Annotated in this window: 16 protein-coding genes; 11 read left to right on the top strand and 5 right to left on the bottom strand. The window is 67.0% G+C overall.

Annotation, left to right across the window (positions count from 1 at the left end):
• Positions 1-7: 7 nt before the first annotated feature.
• A complete protein-coding gene (locus tag AC1DOX_RS14945) occupies positions 8-3982 on the bottom strand; it encodes a DUF3683 domain-containing protein (protein WP_477114039.1) in 3975 nt (1324 codons plus the stop codon).
• Between the two features lie 151 nt (positions 3983-4133).
• Complete coding sequence (locus AC1DOX_RS14940) at positions 4134-4712, bottom strand: YqaA family protein (protein ID WP_441623941.1); 579 nt, start codon at positions 4710-4712, stop codon at positions 4134-4136.
• A gap of 278 nt (positions 4713-4990) precedes the next feature.
• Between AC1DOX_RS14940 and AC1DOX_RS14935 the strand changes: the two genes are divergently transcribed.
• The 8 genes from AC1DOX_RS14935 (at position 4991) to AC1DOX_RS14900 (ending at position 13226) form a co-directional block, all read left to right on the top strand.
• Positions 4991-5485 carry a (2Fe-2S)-binding protein gene (locus tag AC1DOX_RS14935; RefSeq protein ID WP_092135878.1) on the top strand — a complete coding sequence of 165 codons (495 nt, stop codon included), beginning with the start codon at positions 4991-4993 and terminating at the stop codon, positions 5483-5485.
• 10 nt (positions 5486-5495) lie between these two features.
• Positions 5496-7883 carry a xanthine dehydrogenase family protein molybdopterin-binding subunit gene (locus tag AC1DOX_RS14930; protein ID WP_441623937.1) on the top strand — a complete coding sequence of 796 codons (2388 nt, stop codon included), beginning with the start codon at positions 5496-5498 and terminating at the stop codon, positions 7881-7883.
• An 18-nt stretch (positions 7884-7901) separates the two neighbouring features.
• Positions 7902-8702 carry an FAD binding domain-containing protein gene (locus AC1DOX_RS14925; RefSeq protein WP_441623935.1) on the top strand — a complete coding sequence of 267 codons (801 nt, stop codon included), beginning with the start codon at positions 7902-7904 and terminating at the stop codon, positions 8700-8702.
• Positions 8703-8893: 191 nt separating this feature from the next.
• Positions 8894-9790 carry an AAA family ATPase gene (locus AC1DOX_RS14920; protein ID WP_441623933.1) on the top strand — a complete coding sequence of 299 codons (897 nt, stop codon included), beginning with the start codon at positions 8894-8896 and terminating at the stop codon, positions 9788-9790.
• Between the two features lie 4 nt (positions 9791-9794).
• Positions 9795-11027 carry a vWA domain-containing protein gene (locus AC1DOX_RS14915; protein WP_441623931.1) on the top strand — a complete coding sequence of 411 codons (1233 nt, stop codon included), beginning with the start codon at positions 9795-9797 and terminating at the stop codon, positions 11025-11027.
• Positions 11018-11581 (top strand): SRPBCC family protein, encoded by a 564-nt coding sequence (locus AC1DOX_RS14910; RefSeq protein ID WP_092135871.1) that lies wholly within the window; start codon positions 11018-11020, stop codon positions 11579-11581. The genes AC1DOX_RS14915 and AC1DOX_RS14910 overlap by 10 nt, the downstream gene beginning before the upstream one ends.
• Complete coding sequence (locus AC1DOX_RS14905; protein ID WP_441623928.1) at positions 11554-12621, top strand: XdhC family protein; 1068 nt, start codon at positions 11554-11556, stop codon at positions 12619-12621. Before AC1DOX_RS14910 ends, AC1DOX_RS14905 begins: the two co-directional genes overlap by 28 nt.
• The gene (locus tag AC1DOX_RS14900) at positions 12618-13226 is read left to right on the top strand and encodes a nucleotidyltransferase family protein (RefSeq protein WP_477101430.1); all 609 of its coding nucleotides are present in this window, start codon (positions 12618-12620) and stop codon (positions 13224-13226) included. Before AC1DOX_RS14905 ends, AC1DOX_RS14900 begins: the two co-directional genes overlap by 4 nt.
• Before the next feature lie 3 nt (positions 13227-13229).
• Here the strand turns inward: AC1DOX_RS14900 and AC1DOX_RS14895 are convergent, their stop codons facing one another.
• Genes AC1DOX_RS14895 through otsB form a run of 3 tightly spaced genes read right to left on the bottom strand, consistent with a single transcriptional unit; the run spans position 13230 to position 17353 of the window.
• Positions 13230-14624 (bottom strand): alpha,alpha-trehalose-phosphate synthase (UDP-forming), encoded by a 1395-nt coding sequence (locus AC1DOX_RS14895; RefSeq protein ID WP_441623924.1) that lies wholly within the window; start codon positions 14622-14624, stop codon positions 13230-13232.
• Between the two features lie 31 nt (positions 14625-14655).
• Positions 14656-16527: a glycoside hydrolase family 15 protein gene (locus AC1DOX_RS14890; protein ID WP_477112459.1), complete on the bottom strand. Its 1872-nt coding sequence runs from the start codon at positions 16525-16527 to the stop codon at positions 14656-14658.
• A 13-nt stretch (positions 16528-16540) separates the two neighbouring features.
• On the bottom strand, positions 16541-17353 hold the full coding sequence (gene otsB, locus AC1DOX_RS14885) for a trehalose-phosphatase (protein ID WP_441623920.1): 813 nt from the start codon (positions 17351-17353) through the stop codon (positions 16541-16543).
• Between the two features lie 260 nt (positions 17354-17613).
• On the opposite strand from otsB, the gene ilvA reads away from it, so the two are divergent.
• The 3 genes from ilvA to AC1DOX_RS14870 all read left to right on the top strand — a co-directional run.
• Positions 17614-19149: a threonine ammonia-lyase, biosynthetic gene (gene ilvA / locus AC1DOX_RS14880; protein WP_441623918.1), complete on the top strand. Its 1536-nt coding sequence runs from the start codon at positions 17614-17616 to the stop codon at positions 19147-19149.
• 9 nt (positions 19150-19158) lie between these two features.
• The gene (queF, locus tag AC1DOX_RS14875) at positions 19159-19992 is read left to right on the top strand and encodes an NADPH-dependent 7-cyano-7-deazaguanine reductase QueF (RefSeq protein ID WP_092135862.1); all 834 of its coding nucleotides are present in this window, start codon (positions 19159-19161) and stop codon (positions 19990-19992) included.
• A 9-nt stretch (positions 19993-20001) separates the two neighbouring features.
• Positions 20002-20172, top strand: a 171-nt coding sequence (locus AC1DOX_RS14870; protein ID WP_477101432.1) for a transposase, incomplete at its 3' end; no start/stop codon positions are given.

Here is a 20172-nt window from a genome sequence, read left to right as displayed (position 1 = left end):
ATCGCAATCAGACCAGTACCCGCTCGATGCCGCCCGCATTGGCCTTGGCCACGTACTCGGGCAGCCAGTCTTCGCCCAGCAGGTGCTTGGCGATCTCGATGACGATGTAGTCCGCCGTCACCGACGCATCCTCGTTGTAGCGCGACAGGCCCTGCAGGCACGACGGGCAGCTGGTCAGGATCTTCACGTCGCCGTCGAAGCCATCGGTCCGCAGCTTGTCCGCACCCTTCTTCATTTCCTCTTCCTTGCGGAAGCGGACCTGCGTGGAGATGTCCGGGCGCGACACGGCCAGCGTGCCGGATTCCCCGCAGCAACGCTCGCTCTTCTCGATCTTGCCCAAGCCGGTGTTGCCGCCCATCAGGTCGTTGACCAGCCTGGTCGGGTCCATCGTCTTGATCGGGGTGTGGCAGGGGTCGTGGTACATGTACCTCGTACCGGTCACGCCCTCGAGCTTCACGCCCTTTTCCAGCAGGTATTCGTGGATGTCGATGATGCGGCAGCCCGGGAAGATCTTGTCGAATTCATACCCGGCCAGCTGGTCGTAGCAGGTGCCACAGCTCACCACCACCGTCTTGATGTCGAGATAGTTCAGCGTATTCGCCACGCGGTGGAACAGCACGCGGTTGTCGCTGACCATCTTCTCGGCCTTGTCGTACTGGCCGTTGCCGCGTTGCGGATAACCGCAGCACAGGTAGCCCGGCGGCAGCACGGTCTGCACGCCCACGTGCCACAGCATGGCCTGCGTGGCCAGACCCACTTGCGAGAAGAGGCGCTCGGAGCCGCAGCCCGGGAAGTAGAAGACCGCTTCGCTCTCGGCGGTGGTCGCCTTCGGGTCGCGGATGATCGGGACGATCTCGTTGTCTTCAATATCCAGCAGCGCGCGCGCCGTCTTCTTGGGCAGGTTGCCCGGCATCTTCTTGTTGATGAAGTGGATCACCTGCTCCTGCACGGGCGGCTTGCCGACCGTGGCGGGCGGGTGCTGCGTCTGCTTCTTCGCAAACTTCTTCAGCACTTCGTTGCCCAGGCGCTGCACCTTGTAGCCCCAGCCGATCATGGCCGTGCGGGTCATGTTGATCGTCTGCGGGTTGGTCGCGTTCAGGAAGAACATCGACGCCGCGGTACCCGGGTTGAACTTCTTCTGGCCCATCTTGCGCAGCAGGTTGCGCATGTTCATGGACACGTCGCCAAAGTCGATCTTCACCGGGCATGGCGTCACGCACTTGTGGCAAACCGTGCAGTGGTCGGCCACATCCGAGAATTCATCCCAGTGCTTGATGGACACGCCGCGGCGCGTCTGTTCCTCGTACAGGAACGCCTCCACCAGCAGCGAGGTCGCCAGGATCTTGTTGCGCGGGCTGTAGAGCAGGTTGGCGCGCGGCACATGCGTGGCGCAAACGGGCTTGCACTTGCCGCAGCGCAGGCAGTCCTTGACGCTGTCCGCGATGGCGCCGATGTCGCTCTGCTGCATGATGATGGACTCGTGCCCCATCAGCCCGAACGACGGCGTGTACGCATTGCGCAGGTCCGCGCCCGGCAGCAGCTTGCCCTTGTTGAAGCGCCCCTGCGGGTCCACGCGCTGCTTGTACGCGCGGAAGTCGCCGATCTCTTCCTCGGTCAGGAATTCCAGCTTGGTGATGCCGATGCCGTGCTCGCCGGAGATCACGCCGTCCAGCGACCGGGCCAGCGCCATGATGCGGGCCACCGCGCGGTGGGCGTCCTGCAGCATGTCGTAGTCGTCCGAGTTCACCGGGATATTGGTGTGCACGTTGCCGTCGCCGGCGTGCATGTGCAGCGCCACGAAGACGCGGCCGCGCAGCACCTGCTTGTGGATCTTCTGCGCCTCGTCCAGGATCGGCTTGAACTCCCCGCCGTTGAAAATCTTGCGCAGTTCGGCCCGGATCTCGCTCTTCCAGCTCACGCGGATCGTGCGGTCCTGCAGCAGGTGGAACACGCTGGCATCGGGCTGCTGTTGCAGACGTTGCTCGAATGCCGGACCCAGCAGGCCCAGGCCGTGCCCGATCAGCGCGGCGCGGGCGGTGGCCAGCGGCGTGTCCAGGTGGTCCTGCAGGTAGCGCCAGCGCGCGCGGATTTCGCGCAGCAGCGTCAGCGCATGCTGTACGCGGTCCTCGAGCAGCTCGGCACTGGGGATTTCGTTGGCGTCGTCGCTACGGCCCAGCGGCAGATTGCCGCGCGCGAAGAAGGCCTCCAGCTCGTCCGTCAGCTTGAGCTTGTTCTTGGTCGACAGCTCGATGTTGATGCGCTCGATGCCGTCCGTGTACTCGCCCATGCGGGGCAGCGGAATCACCACGTCCTCGTTGATCTTGAAGGCGTTGGTGTGGCGGGCGATCGCGGCCGTGCGCGAGCGGTCCAGCCAGAATTTCTTGCGGGCCTCCGGGCTCACGGCGACAAACCCTTCGCCGCTCTTGCCGTTGGCCATGCGGATTACTTCCGAGGTGGCACGCGCCACGGCGTCTTCGTCGTCGCCAACGATATCGCCGATCAGCACCATCTTCGGGAAGGCATTGCGCTTGCTCTTGGTGGCGTACCCCACGGCGCGCAGGTAGCGCTCGTCCAGGTGCTCCAGGCCGGCCAGGATCGCCCCGCCCTCGCGCTTGGATTCCCCGTCCAGGTAATCCTTGATCTCGACGATGCTCGGAATGGCGTCGTGCGGCTGGCCGAAGAACTCGAGGCAGACCGTGCGGACATGCTTCGGCATGCGGTGCAGGATCCAGCGCGCGCTGGTGATGATGCCGTCGCAGCCTTCCTTCTGCACGCCGGGCAGGCCAGCCAGGAACTTGTCCGTGACGTCCTTGCCCAGACCTTCCTTGCGGAACTTGCGCCCTTCGATGACCAGCGTCTCGGTGCGCAATACCTTCTCGCCCGGATCGCGGTTGCCGTCCGACCACTTCAGTTCGAACGTGGCCACCGGCACGTCATGGATCTTGCCCAGGTTGTGGTCCATGCGCGTGATCTCGAGCCAGTTGCCCTCGGGATCCACCATGCGCCACCAGGCCAGGTTGTCCAGCGCGGTCCCCCACAGCACGGCCTTCTTGCCGCCCGCGTTCATGGCGACGTTGCCGCCGATGCAGGACGCGTCGATCGACGTCGGGTCCACGGCAAAGACCAGCCCGGCACGGTCGGCGGCATCGGCCACGCGGCGCGTCACCACGCCGGCGCCGGAGAAGATCGTCGCCACCTTGCGCGACACGCCCGGCAGATCGGTCTCTTCGACCGGACCCAGCTGTTCCAGCTTCTCGGTATTGATGACGGCCGAGAACGGCGTCAGCGGCACCGCGCCACCGGTGTAGCCGGTGCCGCCCCCACGCGGGATGATGGTCAGGCCCAGTTCGAAGCAGCCCTTGACCAGGCCGGCGATCTCTTCCTCGGTGTCCGGCGTCAGCACGACGAACGGATATTCCACACGCCAGTCGGTGGCGTCGGTCACGTGCGAGACGCGCGACAGGCCGTCGAACTTGATGTTGTCCTTCTGCGTGACGCGTCCCAGCACGCGCTGTGTGCGCTTGCGCAGGTCGTAGGCGTCGGCGAATTCCTGCTTGAACGACTCGATCGCCTGCTTGGCGAAGGCGACCAGCTGCTCCACGCGGTGCGAGCGGTCTTCCGCGGCGGGCTCGGCGTGCTCGGCACGGTCGGCGGCGCGGCGCTTTTCGATTTCGTTCAGGCGATGGTGCAGCGCGGTCACCAGCATCTGGCGGCGCTTGGGATTTTCCAGCAGGTCGTCCTGTAGGTACGGGTTGCGGCGGACCACCCAGATATCGCCAAGCACCTCGTAGAGCATGCGGGCCGAACGGCCGGTACGGCGTTCGCTGCGCAGTTCGTCCAGGATGCGCCAGGCTTCCTCGCCCAGCAGGCGGATGACGATCTCGCGATCCGAAAATGACGTGTAGTTATAAGGGATCTCGCGCAGGCGCGGCGGGGCGTCCTGAGCGGCGAGCTTGGCATCGAGCACGAGTGGGGCGTTCATGGCGGGACCGCTTCCTGCTGCGCACGGGGACGGTGCGCGATTATCGTCATTAAAGGGCGATTGTACTGCAACGCCCCGATTCGCCGCACCGCAACATGGCCTTAACCCCAGACTTCCGCGGGGTTCGCCGGTGTTGCCTGCGCCTTTGCGCTCAGAACCACCCTCGGATGAGTTGGCCCACGCCGTGCCAAAAGCTGTCCGGAATCCACATCAGGCTGCCGGTCATGGCCAGATAGCGCAGGAATTTGCCGATGGCCATATAGCCAAGGCTGGGCCAGAACGACAATCTCAGCCACCCCGCAAGAGTGCACAATGGATCACCTATGGCTGGCAACCACGACAGCAGCAGCGTCGGAGGTCCGAGGCGCCGCATCCACCGGAAGTACTTGGCATCCAGCTTCGGCTTGCGCGGATGGCGCGGGTGACCCCGGTGTTCGGCATGCTCCTGCTCGTGCTGCAGATGCTGGCGCCGCTGACGATAGCGCACCAGCGCCAGCTTGGCCGCGTAGCCCAGCCACCAGTCAATGGCGCCGCCCAGCGTATTGCCCAGCGTGGCCACCAGGATCGCCGGCCAGAACATCTCCGGATTGAGCTTGATATAGCCGAACACGGCCGGCTCGGACCCCAGCGGCAGCAGCGTGGCGGAAATCAGGCTGACCAGGAAGATGGCGGGCAGGCCCACTTTCGGCAAGGCAACCGTTCCAAACAGCCAGTCGATGAAGGCTTCCATTGTCGAAGGTCGAGGGAAAAGCGGCGTTTGGCGGCGTCTGTGCGGCAGCCCCGCCCTGCTGGGGGAACCCGCATGGCAGCACCGGTGGATTTGTGATTAACTGTTAGTGCCTGTTGCGGTCAATCGTTCAAGACCTCATCGCAAACCGGGCAAACCCGGCAGCACCAATATCACGAAATAGCCGTCTCAACCAAGCGGCAGTACCGCGTCGTGGCCCGTCCCGCGCTGTTCGGGATTGGCGGAGCTGGCCATGCGCGTCCACCCACATGGAGACAAGCATGGCGATTCCGATCCGCCTGACGGTCAATGGCAAGCCCGTTGACGCTCAGGTCGAACCTCACACCCTTCTGGTCCAGTTCCTGCGCGAGCAGCTTCACCTGACCGGCACGCACGTGGGCTGCGACACCGCCCAATGCGGTGCCTGCACCGTCCACCTGGACGGCCGCGCGGTCAAGTCCTGCAACATGCTGGCGGTCCAGGCGGACGGCGCCAGCGTGACCACGATCGAGGGCCTGGCCCCCAACGGCCAGCTCCACCCGATGCAGGAAGCGTTCCGCGAATGCCATGGCCTGCAATGCGGCTTCTGCACGCCCGGCATGGTGATGGCTGCCACCGCGCTGCTCAAGGAACGTCCGAACGCCGACGCCCAGGCCATCCGCGACCAGTTGGAAGGCAACCTGTGCCGCTGCACGGGCTATCACAACATCGTCCGCGCGGTGCAGCAAGGCCAGTCGGGCATGCGCAGCGGCCAGGCGGCCGCCAGCGCCGAATAAGGGGGATGTCATGAACGCACCCGACAATCACCCGCTCATCGGCAGCCCGGTCAAGCGCAAGGAGGACTACCGCTTCCTGACCGGCAATGGCCAGTACACGGACGACGTGACCCTGCCGCGCCAGAGCTACGGCTATTTCGTTCGATCCCCGCACGCCCACGCGCGCATCCGGTCGGTCAACACCTCCGAGGCGCTGGCCGCCCCGGGCGTGATCGCCGTACTGACCGGCGCGGACATGGCGACCGACAAGGTCGGCGGCCTGCCCTGCGGCTGGCTGATCCACAGCATCGACGGCACGCCGATGAAGGAGCCGCCGCATCCCGCGCTGGCGCACGATAAGGTCCGCCACGTCGGCGACCAGGTCGCACTGGTGATCGCCGAATCGCTGCAACAGGCGCGCGACGCCGCCGAGCGCGTCGACGTCGAGTACGAAGAGCTTCCCGCAGTGGTGGGCGCGGGCACCGCCGCGGCGTCCTCCACGCTGGTCCACGACGATGTGGCCGCCAACACGTGCTACACGTGGGGCCACGGCGACAAGGCCGCCACCGATGCCGCGTTTGCAAAGGCCGCGCACGTGACCACGCTGGAGATCGTCAACAACCGGCTGATCCCGAACGCGATCGAGCCGCGCGCGGTCAATGCCAGCTACACGCGCCAGGACGACAGCTACACGGTCTACGTGGCCAACCAGAACCCGCACGTCGAACGCCTGCTGATGGGTGCCTTCGTGTTGGGGCTGCCCGAGTCCCGGCTGCGCATCATCGCGCCGGACGTGGGCGGCGGCTTCGGCTCGAAGATCTTCCTCTATCCGGAGGACGTGGCGCTGACGTGGGCGTCGAAGAAGGTCGGCCGGCCGATCAAGTGGACCGCCGAACGCTCCGAGTCCTTCCTGACGGACGCGCATGGGCGCGACCACGTGACCCGCGCCGAACTGGCGCTGGACGCCGACGGGAAGTTCCTGGCGATGCGCGTGCACACCGTGGCCAACATGGGCGCGTACCTGTCCACGTTCGCCAGCAGCGTGCCGACTATCCTCTACGCCACGCTGCTCGCCGGCCAGTACGCCACGCCGGCGATCTATGCCGAGGTGCAGGCCGTTTTCACCAACACCGCGCCGGTGGATGCCTATCGCGGTGCCGGCCGGCCCGAGGCCACGTACGTCGTGGAGCGGCTGGTGGAATCCGCCGCGCGCGAGCTGAAGATGGATCCGGCCACGCTGCGCCGCAAGAACTTCATCCGCACCTTCCCGTACGCCACGCCGGTCGGGCTGACCTATGACACCGGCGACTACGAGCCCTGCCTGGCGCGTGCCGAGGAACTGGCCGACGTGGCCGGCTTCCCCGCGCGGCGCGAGGCCGCGAAGCAGCGCGGCAAGCTGCGCGGGCTTGGCTACTCGTGCTACATCGAGGCATGCGGGCTGGCGCCGTCCAACATCGCGGGAGCGCTTGGCGCGCGTGCAGGCCTGTTCGAGGTCGGCGAGATTCGCGTGCATCCCACCGGCACGGTGACGGTGTTCACCGGATCCCACAGCCACGGCCAGGGCCACGAGACCACGTTCGCGCAAATCGTGGCGGACCGGCTCGGCATTGCGCTGGACGCCGTGGAGATCGTCCACGGCGACACCGGCCGCGTGCCGTTCGGCATGGGCACGTACGGATCGCGTTCGCTGGCGGTGGGCGGGTCGGCCATCATGAAGGCGCTGGACAAGGTCGAGGCCAAGGCCAAGAAGATCGCCGCCCATTTGCTGGAAGCGTCCGACGCCGACATCGAGTTCAAGGACGGCGTATTCCGCGTGGCCGGCACCGATCGCACCAAGACGTTCGGCGAAGTGGCGCTGACCGCCTACGTGCCGCACAACTACCCGCTCGACAAGCTGGAGCCCGGCCTGAACGAAAACGCGTTCTACGATCCGACCAACTTCACCTACCCTTCGGGCGCCTACGTATGCGAGGTGGAGGTGGACCCGGACACGGGCGAATCGCACGTGGTGAAGTTCACCGCCGTGGACGACTTCGGCAACATCATCAATCCGATGATCGTCGAAGGCCAGGTGCATGGCGGCATCGGCCAGGGCCTCGGGCAGGCCATGCTGGAGCAGTGCGTGTATGACCCCGACAGCGGCCAGTTGCTGACCGGCTCTTACATGGACTACGCGATGCCACGCGCGGCCGACCTGCCGGACTTCACGGTGGAAACCGCCAAGGGCACCCCATGCACGCACAATCCGCTCGGGGTAAAGGGCTGCGGAGAGGCTGGGGCGATCGGTTCGCCACCGGCGTTCATCAACGCGCTGGTCGATGCGCTGTCGCCGCTGGGGGTACGCGATGTGCAGATGCCCGCCACGCCGCACCGCGTGTGGCAGGCGATCCAGGCCGCGCAGTCCGGCCAGCCGGCTTGATCACGGAGGACCACAACCATGTACGCATTCCAGTTCGAACGCGCCACGGATGCCAAGGCCGCCGTGGCGAAGTTGCAGGCAGATGCCGACGCCAAGTTCCTGGCCGGCGGGCAAAGCCTGCTGGCCGCGATGAAGTTGCGGCTGGCGGCGCCATCCACGCTGATCGACGTCTCGCGCATTCCCGGCATGGCCGACATCCGCGTGGAGGGCGACGACATCGTGATCGGCGCGGCTGCGCGCCATGCCGACGTGGCCGCCAATGCGGAAGTCATGCGCCGCATCCCCGCGCTGGCGGCCCTGGCCAACGGCATTGGCGACCGGCAGGTGCGCGCGATGGGGACGATCGGCGGCTCGCTGGCCAATGACGATCCCGCGGCCGACTATCCTGCCGCGGTGCTCGGCCTGAACGCCACGGTGGTGACCGACCGCCGCAGTATCGCCGCCGACAACTTCTTTGTGAGCCTGTATGAAACCGCGCTCGCCCCGGACGAGCTGATCACGGCCGTGCGCTTCCCCGCGCCGGACCAGGCCGCCTACGTCAAGTTCCGCAACCCGGCCTCGCGTTTTGCGCTGGTGGGCGTGATGGTGGCGCGCACGGGCAAGACGGTGCGCGTGGCGGTGACCGGCGCGGCGGATAGCGTGTTCCGCGCGCCGGCACTGGAGCAGGCGCTCGTGGCCAGCTTCACGCCGGCGGCGGCACGCGCGGTGAAGATGGATCCATCGGGGCTCAATGCCGATCTGCATGCGTCAGCCGAATATCGCGCGCATCTGATTCCGGTACTGGCGGCGCGCGCGGTGGAGCAGGCGCTGAAAGGGTAGCCACCACGTCGACGGTCGTCGCAAGCGCCCGCAAGGCGAAGCGACGACCGCACGACAACCCGGACGACAACCCGGCAGCCACCCCAACGCATCGCCCCGCGAGTCCTTGCGCCCCTTCCGCTTGCCCGCTTCCGCATGCGGAAGGGGCGAGCCCTGCGGTCCATTCACGCCTGTCCCAAGTGCTGTTCATCATGATCCCCACCTCCATCGACCAGACCGTCTCGCTCCTGGAACGCCAGCAGTACTTTGCCGACCGCGAGACCGCCACAGTCCTCTACCTGGCGCTGCGCATGCAGCGGCCGCTGTTCCTGGAAGGCGAGCCCGGCGTCGGCAAGACCGCGCTGGCGCAGGCGATGGCTGGCGCGCTGGGCACGCGCCTGTTGCGGCTGCAGTGCTACGAGGGGCTCGACGCCGCCAGCGCGCTCTATGAATGGGACTACCCGCGCCAGATCATGGCGCTGCGGCTTGCCGAAGCGCGCGGCGAGCGGCCCGAGCAGCAATCGCTCTATCACGACGACTACCTGCTCAAGCGGCCTCTGCTGGAATCCCTGCTGCCCGACCCCGCCGCGCCCGACGTGCCGCGCGTGCTGCTGATCGACGAGATCGACCGCGCCGACGAGCCGTTCGAAGCCTTCCTGCTTGAAGTGCTGTCCGAATACCAGGTGTCGATTCCGGAGATCGGCATGGTGCGCGCCGAGCGGCCGCCGCTGATCATCGTCACGTCCAACCGCACACGCGAGGTTCACGACGCGCTCAAGCGCCGTTGCCTGTATCAGTGGATGGGCTACCCCGGGCGCGACCGCGAACTGCAGATCGTCGCCGCCCGCGCGCCCGAGGCCGCCGTGGCGCTGCAGCACCAGGCCGTCGATTTCATCCACCGCTTGCGCGGCATCGACCTCTTCAAGGCGCCGGGCATCGCGGAGGCCATCGACTGGTGCCGCGCGCTGTCGGCGCTCGGCGTGACCGAACTCGATCCGCAATCGGTGCGCGACACGCTGGGGGTCCTGCTGAAATACCAGGACGACCTGGCCCGCGCCGATGGCCCGACCGTGGCCGAGCTGCTGGCGGGCGCCGCCCCGGAGCCCTAGGCCGATGCCCCACGCCGCCCCCACCGTCCTGCAAGGCGCCGCACCCGCGCTGCCGATGCTGGCGCGCAACGTCACGCACTTCATGCGGCTGTTGCGCGATGCCGGCTTCGGGCTGACGCCCGCGCATGCCGTCGATGCGCTCGACGCGCTGTGCCATGTCGACATCGGCGCGCGCGATGAAGTCCGCGCCGCACTGGCTGCGCTGGTGCTGTCCGGCCCCGACCAGCGCCCGTTGTTCGACGCCGCCTTCGATCTGTTCTGGCGCGACCCCGACTGGGAAGGCAAGATGCGCGCGATGCTGTTGCCACGCGTCGATGTCGGCGCGCCGCCGCCGAAGCGCAGCAACCGGCTGGCCGATGCACTCGCCGCACGCAACCCTCCGGCCCCCTCCCGCGACCAGCCGGGCCGCGAGGAACGCTTCAGCGCCCCGCTGACGTTCTCCGACCAGGAGCGGCTGGCGCAGCGCGATTTCGAAACCCTCACCGCCGACGAATGGCGTGCGCTGCAGCATATGGTCCGCACGCGCCGCACCCATCTTGCGCTGCAGCGCACGCGCCGGCTGCGGGCGGCCGCCTGCGGCACCCGCGCCGACCTGCGCGCCAGCGCGCGGCTGGCGGTCCGGCAACACGGCGAATGGCTGCGCTGGAAGTTCCGCAAGCATGCCGAGCGCAAGCCGCCCGTCGTCCTGCTGCTCGATATCTCGGGATCGATGAGCCAGTACTCGCGCGCCGTGCTGTATTTCTGCCATGCGCTGATGCAATCGCGCGAGCGCATGCACGTGTTCCTGTTCGGCACGCGGCTGACCAACGTGACGCGCGCGTTGCGCGAGCGCGACCCCGACGACGCCGTCAACCTGATCGCGGGCCAGGTGCGCGACTGGGCGGGCGGCACGCGCATCGGCGCCGCGCTGGCCACCTTCAACCGGCAATGGGCGCGCCGCACGCTGGCCGGACGCGCCACGGTGCTGCTGGTCAGCGACGGCATCGACCTGGAACACATCGACCTGCTGGACGCGGAAATGGCTCGCCTGCGCCGCTTTGCGCACCGCATCATCTGGCTCAACCCGTTATTGCGCTACGCGGAATTCTCGCCCCGCGCGCGCGGCATGCAGGCCATCCTGCCGCACGTGGACGCGCTGCGCCCCGCGCACAACCTGGACAGCCTGTTTGCGCTGGAATCCCTGCTGGCCGAAGATGTCCGCCAGCCCCTCACCCAAGGAATGCCGACATGGAAATGAACCAGACCCAGCGCCTGCCCGTGCCCCAGCAGGTCGCCTGGGAGGCACTGAACGACACGGCCCTGCTCAAGCAATGTATTCCGGGATGTGAGAGCATCGAGCCCGACGGCGAAAACGCCTACCTGCTGGCCCTCACCGCCGCGGTGGGGCCGGTCAAGGCGCGCTTCAAGGGCCGCATGGCGCTGCAGGACATCCAGGCGCCGGACAGCTACACCATCCAGTTCGATGGACAGGGCGGTGCGGCCGGATTCGGCAAGGGGACGGCACGCGTCACGCTGGCGCCGGAAGGCGACGAGACCGTGCTCACCTATGCGGTGCAGGCGCAGGTGGGCGGCAAGATCGCCCAGATCGGCTCGCGGCTGGTAGACGCCGCCGCGCGAAAGATGGCCGACGCCTTCTTCACCCGCTTTACCGAAGCAGTGGGCGGCGGCGCGACGGGCGATGACGACGCGAACGAAGCAGCCGGCGACGCGCAAGCGGCCGACGGCAACGAAGAACAGGGTAGCGAAACAAAGCGGAAACGATCATGGACAGCGTGGATCTCGAAGTCCTGAAGTGCAGCGTGCGGTGGCAGCAGGAAGGTCACGCCGTATTGCTGGTGACGGTGGTCAGGACCTGGGGCTCTTCCCCCCGCCCCGAGGGCGCGATGCTGGCGGTACGCGATGACGGCCTCGTGGTGGGCTCGGTCTCCGGAGGCTGCATCGAGGACGACATCATTGACCGCGTGCGGCGCGAAGGCATCAAGGCCAACCGGCCGGAAGCCATCAAGTACGGCATCAGCGCCGAGGAAGCCCATCGCTTCGGCCTGCCGTGCGGCGGCACGATTGAACTGGTGGCGGAGCCGCTGTCGAATGCAAGCGGCATCGCCGAACTGCTGGAGTTCGTCGAAAGCGGCCGGCTGGTGGCGCGCACGCTCGACATGGCCACCGGCGCGGCCACGCTCGGCCATGCCGAGGCCACGGACGGCCTGGCGTTCGACGGCAAGACGCTGCTCACCATCCACGGGCCGCGCTACCGGATGCTGGTGATCGGGGCCGGGCAGTTGTCCAAGTACCTGTGCCAGATCGCCGTCGGCCTCGGCTTCCAGGTGACGGTCTGCGATCCGCGCGAGGAATACACGGAGACGTGGGATATCCCGGGCGTGACGATGGTGCGCACGATGCCGGATGACACCGTGATGGACATGAAGATGGACGAGCGTTGCGCCGTGATCGCGCTGACGCACGATCCCAAGCTCGACGACCTGGCGCTGATGGAGGCGCTGCGCACGCCGGCGTTCTACGTGGGTGCGCTGGGGTCGCGCCGCAACAACCAGGCGCGGCGCGAGCGGCTCAAGGAATTCGACCTGACCGAGCTGGAGCTTGCGCGCCTGCACGGGCCGGTCGGCATCTATATCGGCAGCCGCACGCCGCCTGAGATCGCGATCTCGATCCTGGCCGAGGTGATCGCCGCCAAGAACCATGTCTCGCTGCCGGACATCCTGCAGGTGGAAGGCGCCAAGGCGGCGCGCGAGATTGCCGCGGGCGAAGCCAGTTGCCCGATTCCCCCCGCTCCTTCCGCGGGGGCGACGAACCCGTCCGCGGCGCACTCATGACCCGGCCCGCCCGCGCCCCGCTGACCACCACCGACCTGCCCACCGGGGTCCTTCTTGCGGCAGGATTTGGCCGGCGCTTCGACCCGGCCGGCCAGCGCAACAAGCTGCTGGAGACCTTGCCCGATGGCCGTACGGTAGCGTGGCGCAGCGCCCGCACGCTGGCGGCCGCGCTGCCGAACTCGATTGCCGTGGTGCGTCCGGGCAATCCGGCCCTGAACGAGGAATTGCGGCGCGGTGGCTGCCGCGTCATTGAAGCCCCGGATGCAGAAGCCGGCATGGGCATGGCGCTGCGCGCCGCGGTGGCGGCCAGCCCCGACGCGCGCGGCTGGGTGGTGGCACTGGCGGACATGCCGTGGCTGCCGATGGAACTGGTGCGTGCCGTGGCGCTGACAATCACCACGCCCGACACCATTGCCGCGCCGTGGCGCAATGGCCAGCGCGGCCATCCGGTGGGATTCGGTGCCGCGTGGCGCGACGACCTGCTGAGGCTCGATGGCGACGAGGGCGCGCGCGCACTGCTGAAGTCGCAGCCGGTCACACGCATCCTGACCGAGGACGACGGCGCGTTCCGGGACATCGACACGCCGGGGGATCTCCCGTCGTAGGCCTCAGCCCCCTTCCGCTTCCATTAGCGTGCGCAGGTATTCGCTGCTCCACCAGTGCACATCCTGATGACGGATGCCTTCGAGCAACTTCTGGTGCCGCGCGCGGCGTTCCGCCAGCGGCATGTGCAACGCCTGCTGGATCGCCTGCGCGGTGGCGCGCGTGTCGTAGGGATTGACCAGCAGGGCTTCCTTCAGTTGTTCCGCCGCGCCCGCGAAGCGCGACAGCACCAGCACGCCCGGATCGTCCGGGTCCTGCGCGGCGATGTATTCCTTCGCCACCAGGTTCATCCCGTCGCGCAGCGGCGTCACCAGCGCCACGCTGCTGGCGCGGCACAACCCGGGCAGCCGCCGCCGTGACGTGGAGCGATGGATGTAGCGCACCGGCATCCAGTCCAGCTCGCCAAATTCCCCGTTGATCGCGCCCGTGATGCCTTCCATCTCGCGCCGCAGGTCCGCATAGGCATCCACGGACTCGCGCGATGGCGCGGCAATCTGGACGAGCGTGGCGCTGGAGCGATTCTCCGGATACTCCGTCAGCAGCGTGTGGAACGCCTTGAGCCGCTGCGGCAGCCCCTTCGAATAGTCGAGCCGGTCGATGCCGAGCAGCAGCCTCCGCCGTGCGTACTGGGCAAGCATCATCTCGTAGGTTTCCTGCGCCTCCTCGCCGCGCCCCAGTTCGGCGAATTCGTCCACGTCGATGCCGATCGGGAACGCCTGAGCGCGCACGGTGCGGTGGAACGCGCGGAAACGGTATTCGCCCATCGGCTCGGCGCCGGCTTCGCCCTGCACGTAGCGCGAGAAGTGATCGAGATCGGCCTGGCTCTGGAAGCCCAGCAGGTCATACGCGAACAATGCGCGCATCAGCCACTCGTGCTGCGGGATCGCGGCCAGGATCAGTGGCGGCGGCAGCGGGATATGGAGGAAGAAGCCGATCCGCTGGCCGCAACCGATCGCGCGCAGGTCGGCCGCCAGCGGGATCAGGTGGTAGTCGTGGATCCAGATCACGTCATCGGGCTTCAGCAGCGGCGCCAGCTTGCGCGCGAACAACTGGTTCACGCGCCGGTAGGCGGTCAGGTTGCTGCCCACGTCGAAGTTGGCCAGGTCCAGCCGGTAGTGGAACACCGGCCAGAGCACGCCGTTGCTGTAGCCCAGGTAGTAGGTTTCATAGTCCTCGCGGCTCAGGTCCACCGTGGCCAGCGTCACGTTGCCGGCCTGCGACAGGTGCAGTTCGCCCTCGCCCGGCGTGCCGCCGTGGCTGGGCTCCACGGCCCGGCCGCTCCAGCCGAACCACAGGCCGCCGGTCTTGCTGAGTGCCCCGGACAGTGCCACGGCCAGGCCGCCCGCCGCGTGGTTGCGTGGATCGGCGACCCGGTTGGATACCGCTACAAGTCTTCCCATAGATCGCTTTTTGTCGTTGCCAGTCCCTTCTTCAGATCACGGATTCCCATGGCGCGGACAGGCGCATGGCACCGTTGATCAGGCCGACCATCGAATAGGTCTGGGGAAAATTGCCCCACATCTCTCCGGTGACCGGGTGAGTGTCTTCCGAGAGCAGCCCCAATGGATTGCGCGCGGCCAGCATGGCCTCGAAGATCTCGCGCGCCTCATCGCGACGGCCAATGCGCGCCAGCGCGTCGATGCGCCAGAACGTGCAGATGTTGAATGCCGTCTCCGGCTTGCCGAAGTCATCCGGTGCCTCGTAGCGGCGCATGTAAGGCCCGTCGCAGAGCGATTCTTCCAGCGCCTTGACCGTGGCGATGAAGCGCGGGTCCTTCGGATCGATGATATTGACCTCGGCCATCAGCAGCACGCTGGCGTCGAGCTCCTTGCCGCCGAAGCTCTCCGCAAACGCCTGCCGCGACTCGGACCATGACTCTTCCAGGATGCGCTTCTTCATGCGGTCCGCGTGGTCGTGCCAGTACGCGGCGCGCGCGGGCTGCCCGAGCTTTTCACCGATCTTGGCCAGCCGGTCGCACGCCGCCCAGCTCATCAGCGCGGAGGACGTATGCACCCGCGCCCGCGTGCGCAACTCCCACATGCCGGCGTCCGGCGTGCCGAATACGCGCACGGCCTGTTCGCCCACGTCCTCGAGCCGGCGATACTCGGCAGGCCCGCCGCGATGCAACAGCCGGTGGTCGTGGAAGGCCTGCGCGGCGCCGAGCACCACGTTGCCATAGACATCGTGCTGGAAGTGTTCCTGCGCCTGGTTGCCAACGCGCACCGGGCCCATGCCGCGATAGCCGCACAGGTGGTCGAGCACGCTTTCCGGCAGCTCGCGCTCCAGGCCGATGCCATAGAGCGGCTGGATGTGCCCGTCCTGCGACTGCATGACCACGTTGGACAGCCAGCGCAGGTAGTCCTCCATCGTGCCGACCTCGGACAGGCTGTTCAGCGCGCGCACGACGAAGAACGCGTCCCGCAGCCAGCAATAGCGGTAGTCCCAGTTGCGGCCGCTGCCGGGTGCCTCGGGGATACTCGTCGTCATCGCCGCGACGATGGCCCCCGTCTCCTCGTACAACGACAGCTTGAGCGTGATGGCGGCGCGGATCACCGCTTCCTGCCATTCGCGCGGCACCGCCAGGCGCCGGCTCCAGAGCCGCCAGTACGACGTGGTTTCCTGCTCGAAATCGCGGGCGATTTCTTCCACGCCGTGCGCCAGCGTCTCGTCCGGGCCGAGGATGAAGTTGTAGCCGCGCGTCACCAGGAACGGCGTGTTCGACAGCACGTACGCCAGCGGCGCATCGGTGGTCATGCGCAGCGTCAGGCCATCGCCGATGTAGCGCACGTGGCTGCTTCCGCGCGTCATCTCCGGCTTGATGCGGCCCCAGTTGAAGCGCGGCGCCACGGTCACGCGCACGCGCGGCGCGCCACGGACCGGGCGAATGCGGCGCACCAGCGTCAGGGGGCGGAAATAGCGCCCGAGCCGGAAGAAGCGCGGACAGAAGTCGGTGATCTCGAGGCAGCTGCCGTGCTTGTCGATCAGGTGCGTGCGCAGGATGGCCGTGTTCGGCTCGTACCACTGCGTGGCTTCCTGGAAATCCTCGATCTCGATCGAGAAGTGGCCGCCGTTTTCGGTCGGATCCAGCAGCTTGTTGAACACCGGGTCGGCGTCGAAGCGCGGCATGCAGCACCAGACGATGCGGCCGCGTCCGTCGACGAGCGCCGAGAACCCGCAATTGCCGATCATGCCGAGCGACAGCGACGGCTCGGCGTAGCGGCTGGAACAATCGGAATCGGTATTGACCGCCGGCGTCTCCGGCGCGATGGACCCGTGCGTGGCCGGGCTGGCAGGGTTGGTCACAGCGAATTCTCCCTTAGCGTCGATGTGATGAATTCTGCGCGTGGAGCCGCGTCTCGGCATCGGCGGCGGAGGGATCGGCGTCCCGGTTCGCCATGCGATGCGTCAGCGCGTGCGCGGAGCGGTGCAGCCAGCAGCGCAGCGCGGCGGGGCCGGTCACGCTGACGGTCGCGGCGCTGGCGCGCTGCCCGACCAGCACGCCGACGCCGCCCAGTTCGCGCACGACCGCAAAGCCGGCTTCGTCGGTGACGTCGTCACCGGCGAACAGCGGCATGCGGCCGGCAAACGTCGGCGAGCGCATGAACGATGCAATCGCATCGCCCTTGTCCACGCCGGCGGGCTTGATCTCGACAACCATCTTGCCGGGCAATCCTTCCAGACCGACGGCATCGCGCAGCACGTCGGCCACGGCGGCGCGCACGAGCGGCTCCAGTTCCGGAACCTGGCGGTAGTGAATGGCCACGGCCACGGATTTGCGCTCGAGCTGGAGCCCCGGATGGCGTTGCACCAGGGCCTCCAGATGCGGCAGCAAGGGGCCGATGCCCGGCGCCGGCGGCGTGATGATCCGCTCGCCGCCATGGCGGAATTCGGCACCGTGCACGCCGGCAGCGGGGAGTCGCAGGGGTTGCAGGAAGTAGTCGAGCTCGACCACGGGCCGGCCCGAGATGATGGCAAGCGCGCCGTTCAGGCAGGTATGCAGGGCACGCAGCGTGCCAACCAGTTCCGGCTCCACCTGCACCAGGTCGGGGCGCGGCGCGAGGTCGGCCAGCGTGCCGTCGAAGTCCAGAAACAGCGCGGTATTGGGTTCGATGAGAGGTAGCGAGGGCATCGCGGTACACCGTAGCACGTGACTTTGACCAGCGTCCACCGGGCGCTGTCCTACAGCGCCGCCCGCGATTTCCCCCGTCGCCAGTGGCTCTTGCGCCACGTCGCGGAGCGTATCGCGTGCGATCGCCAGCGCACGGGGGACGCCTCCGCAACGCGTCGCGGATGGGCGCCATCCATTATCATTGGCGGTTTCCGCCGATTTTTCCGGCTTTTTTTGCCACCCGCGTTGCCATTAGCGCGCGCGTGACGCCTCTGCCCACCATGACCCGCACGCCAGCCAAGCCCGACTACCTCAAGAAGATCCTGACCGCCAAGGTGTACGACGTGGCGCAGGAAACCGAACTGACCTATGCGCACGCGCTTTCCGCGCGCACCGGCAACGCGGTCTGGTTCAAGCGCGAGGACACCCAGCCGGTGTTCTCGTTCAAGCTGCGCGGCGCGTACAACAAGATGGCGTCGCTGTCGCCCGAGGAACTCCGACGCGGCGTGATCGCCGCATCGGCCGGCAACCATGCACAGGGCGTGGCGCTGTCCGCCGCGCGACTGCAGTGCAAGGCGATCATTGCCATGCCGACCACCACGCCGCAGGTGAAGATCGACGCCGTACGCGAACGGGGCGGCGACTGGGTCCAGATCGTGCTGCACGGCGATTCGTACAGCGATGCGTACAACCATGCGGCGGAACTCGAGAAGAAGCACAAGCTCACGTTCATCCACCCGTTCGACGATCCCGAGGTCATCGCCGGCCAGGGCACGATCGCGATGGAGATCCTGCGGCAGCACCCGGGCCCGATCCATGCGATCTTCGTGGCCATCGGCGGCGGCGGCCTGATCTCCGGCATCGCGTCGTACATCAAGGCGGTGCGGCCGGACATCAAGGTGATCGGCGTGCAGACCTTCGATTCCGACGCGATGAAGCGTTCCGTGGAGGCCGGCAAGCGCGTGGAGCTGAAGGACGTGGGCCTGTTCTCGGACGGCACCGCCGTGAAGCTGGTCGGCAAGGAGACCTTCCGCATCACGCGGGAACTGGTCGACGAGATCATCCTTGTCGACACCGACGCGATCTGCGCGGGTGTGAAGGATGTGTTCCAGGACACTCGCAGCATCCTGGAGCCGGCCGGCGCGCTGGCGGTGGCGGGCCTGAAGGCCTACGCCGAGCGCGAAAAGCTGAAGAACCAGCACCTCGTGGCGATTGCGTGCGGCGCCAACATGAACTTCGACCGCCTGCGCTTCGTCGCCGAGCGCGCCGAGGTGGGCGAGGCCCGCGAGGCCGTCTTCGCCGTCACGATCCCGGAGGAACGCGGCAGCTTCAAGCGTTTCTGCGAACAGGTGGGCACGCGCAGCGTGACCGAGTTCAACTACCGCATCGCCGACAAGGACGTGGCGCATATCTTCGTGGGCGTGCAGATCGCCAGCCGCGCGGAGAGCGACAAGATCGCCGCCAACTTCCGCCGCCACGGATTCGATACGCTGGACCTGTCCAACGACGAACTGGCCAAGCAGCACATCCGCTACATGGTGGGCGGCCACTCGCCGCTGGCCCATGACGAACTGCTGTATCGCTTCGAATTCCCGGAGCGGCCGGGCGCGCTGATGCGCTTCCTGTCGAGCATGAGTCCGAACTGGAACATCAGCCTGTTTCACTACCGCAACCAGGGCGCGGACACCTCCAACATCCTGGTGGGCATCCAGGTCCCGAAGAACGAGAAGCGCGCATTCCGCGCCTTCCTTTCCACGCTGGGTTACGTACACTGGGACGAGACTGACAACCCCGTCTACAAGCTGTTCCTTTCCTGATTCCCGACCATGACGCTCCCCGAACACTCCCCGCTGGGCAAGCCCTCGGCCTACAAGACCGAGTACGACCCCGCGCTGCTGTTCCCGATCCCGCGGCAGCCCAAGCGCACCGAGATCGGCCTGGCCGAAGGACGCGCGCTGCCGTTCTTCGGCGTGGACATCTGGAACGCCTATGAGGTCTCCTGGCTGAATCTGAAGGGCAAGCCGCAGGTGGCGCTGGCCACGTTCATCATTCCCGCCGATACGCCGAACATCGTCGAGTCCAAGTCGTTCAAGCTGTACCTGAATTCGTTCAACCAGAGCAAGGTGGCCTCGGCGGAGGCGCTCCAGCAGTTGCTGCACCACGACCTCTCGGAAGCGACCGGCGGCACCGTGCAGGTGCGGCTGGTGACCGAGGCGGATCTCGGCACGCAGAAAATGGGCGAACTGGAAGGCCTGTTGCTGGACCGGCTCGATATCGAAACCGACATCTACGAGCCGGACCCGTCCCTGCTGTCAGCCGACCAGGACGAATCGCCGGTGGAGGAATCGCTGGTCTCGCACCTGCTGAAGTCCAATTGCCTGGTGACGGGCCAGCCGGACTGGGGCAGCGTGCAGATCCGCTACGTGGGCGCGCCGATCGACCAGGAAGGGCTGCTGAAATATCTGATTTCGTTCCGCAACCACAACGAGTTCCACGAGCAGTGCGTGGAGCGGATCTTCACGGACGTCATGCGCATGTGCAAGCCGGTGAAGCTGGCGGTCTACGCACGCTATACGCGGCGCGGCGGACTCGATATCAACCCGTTCCGCACCAACTTCAATACGCCGTGGCCGGATAACCGGCGCAACGCGCGGCAATAGTTGCCAGTCATGCAAAAAAAGCCGGCCCGATTTGAACTGCACCCCAAAAGTTGGACACCAACTTTTGGGGTGTTTTTTATGTATCGGTACTCGGAGCAGTTCAGGCTGACAGTGATCCAGGACTATCTGGACGGTCAGTCAAGCTTTGATGAGATCGCCAACCGCCATGGCGTAGACAGC

The sequence above is a fragment of the Cupriavidus sp. 01L415 genome, from assembly GCF_056400065.1.
This window is presented reverse-complemented; position numbering and strand designations above follow the sequence as displayed.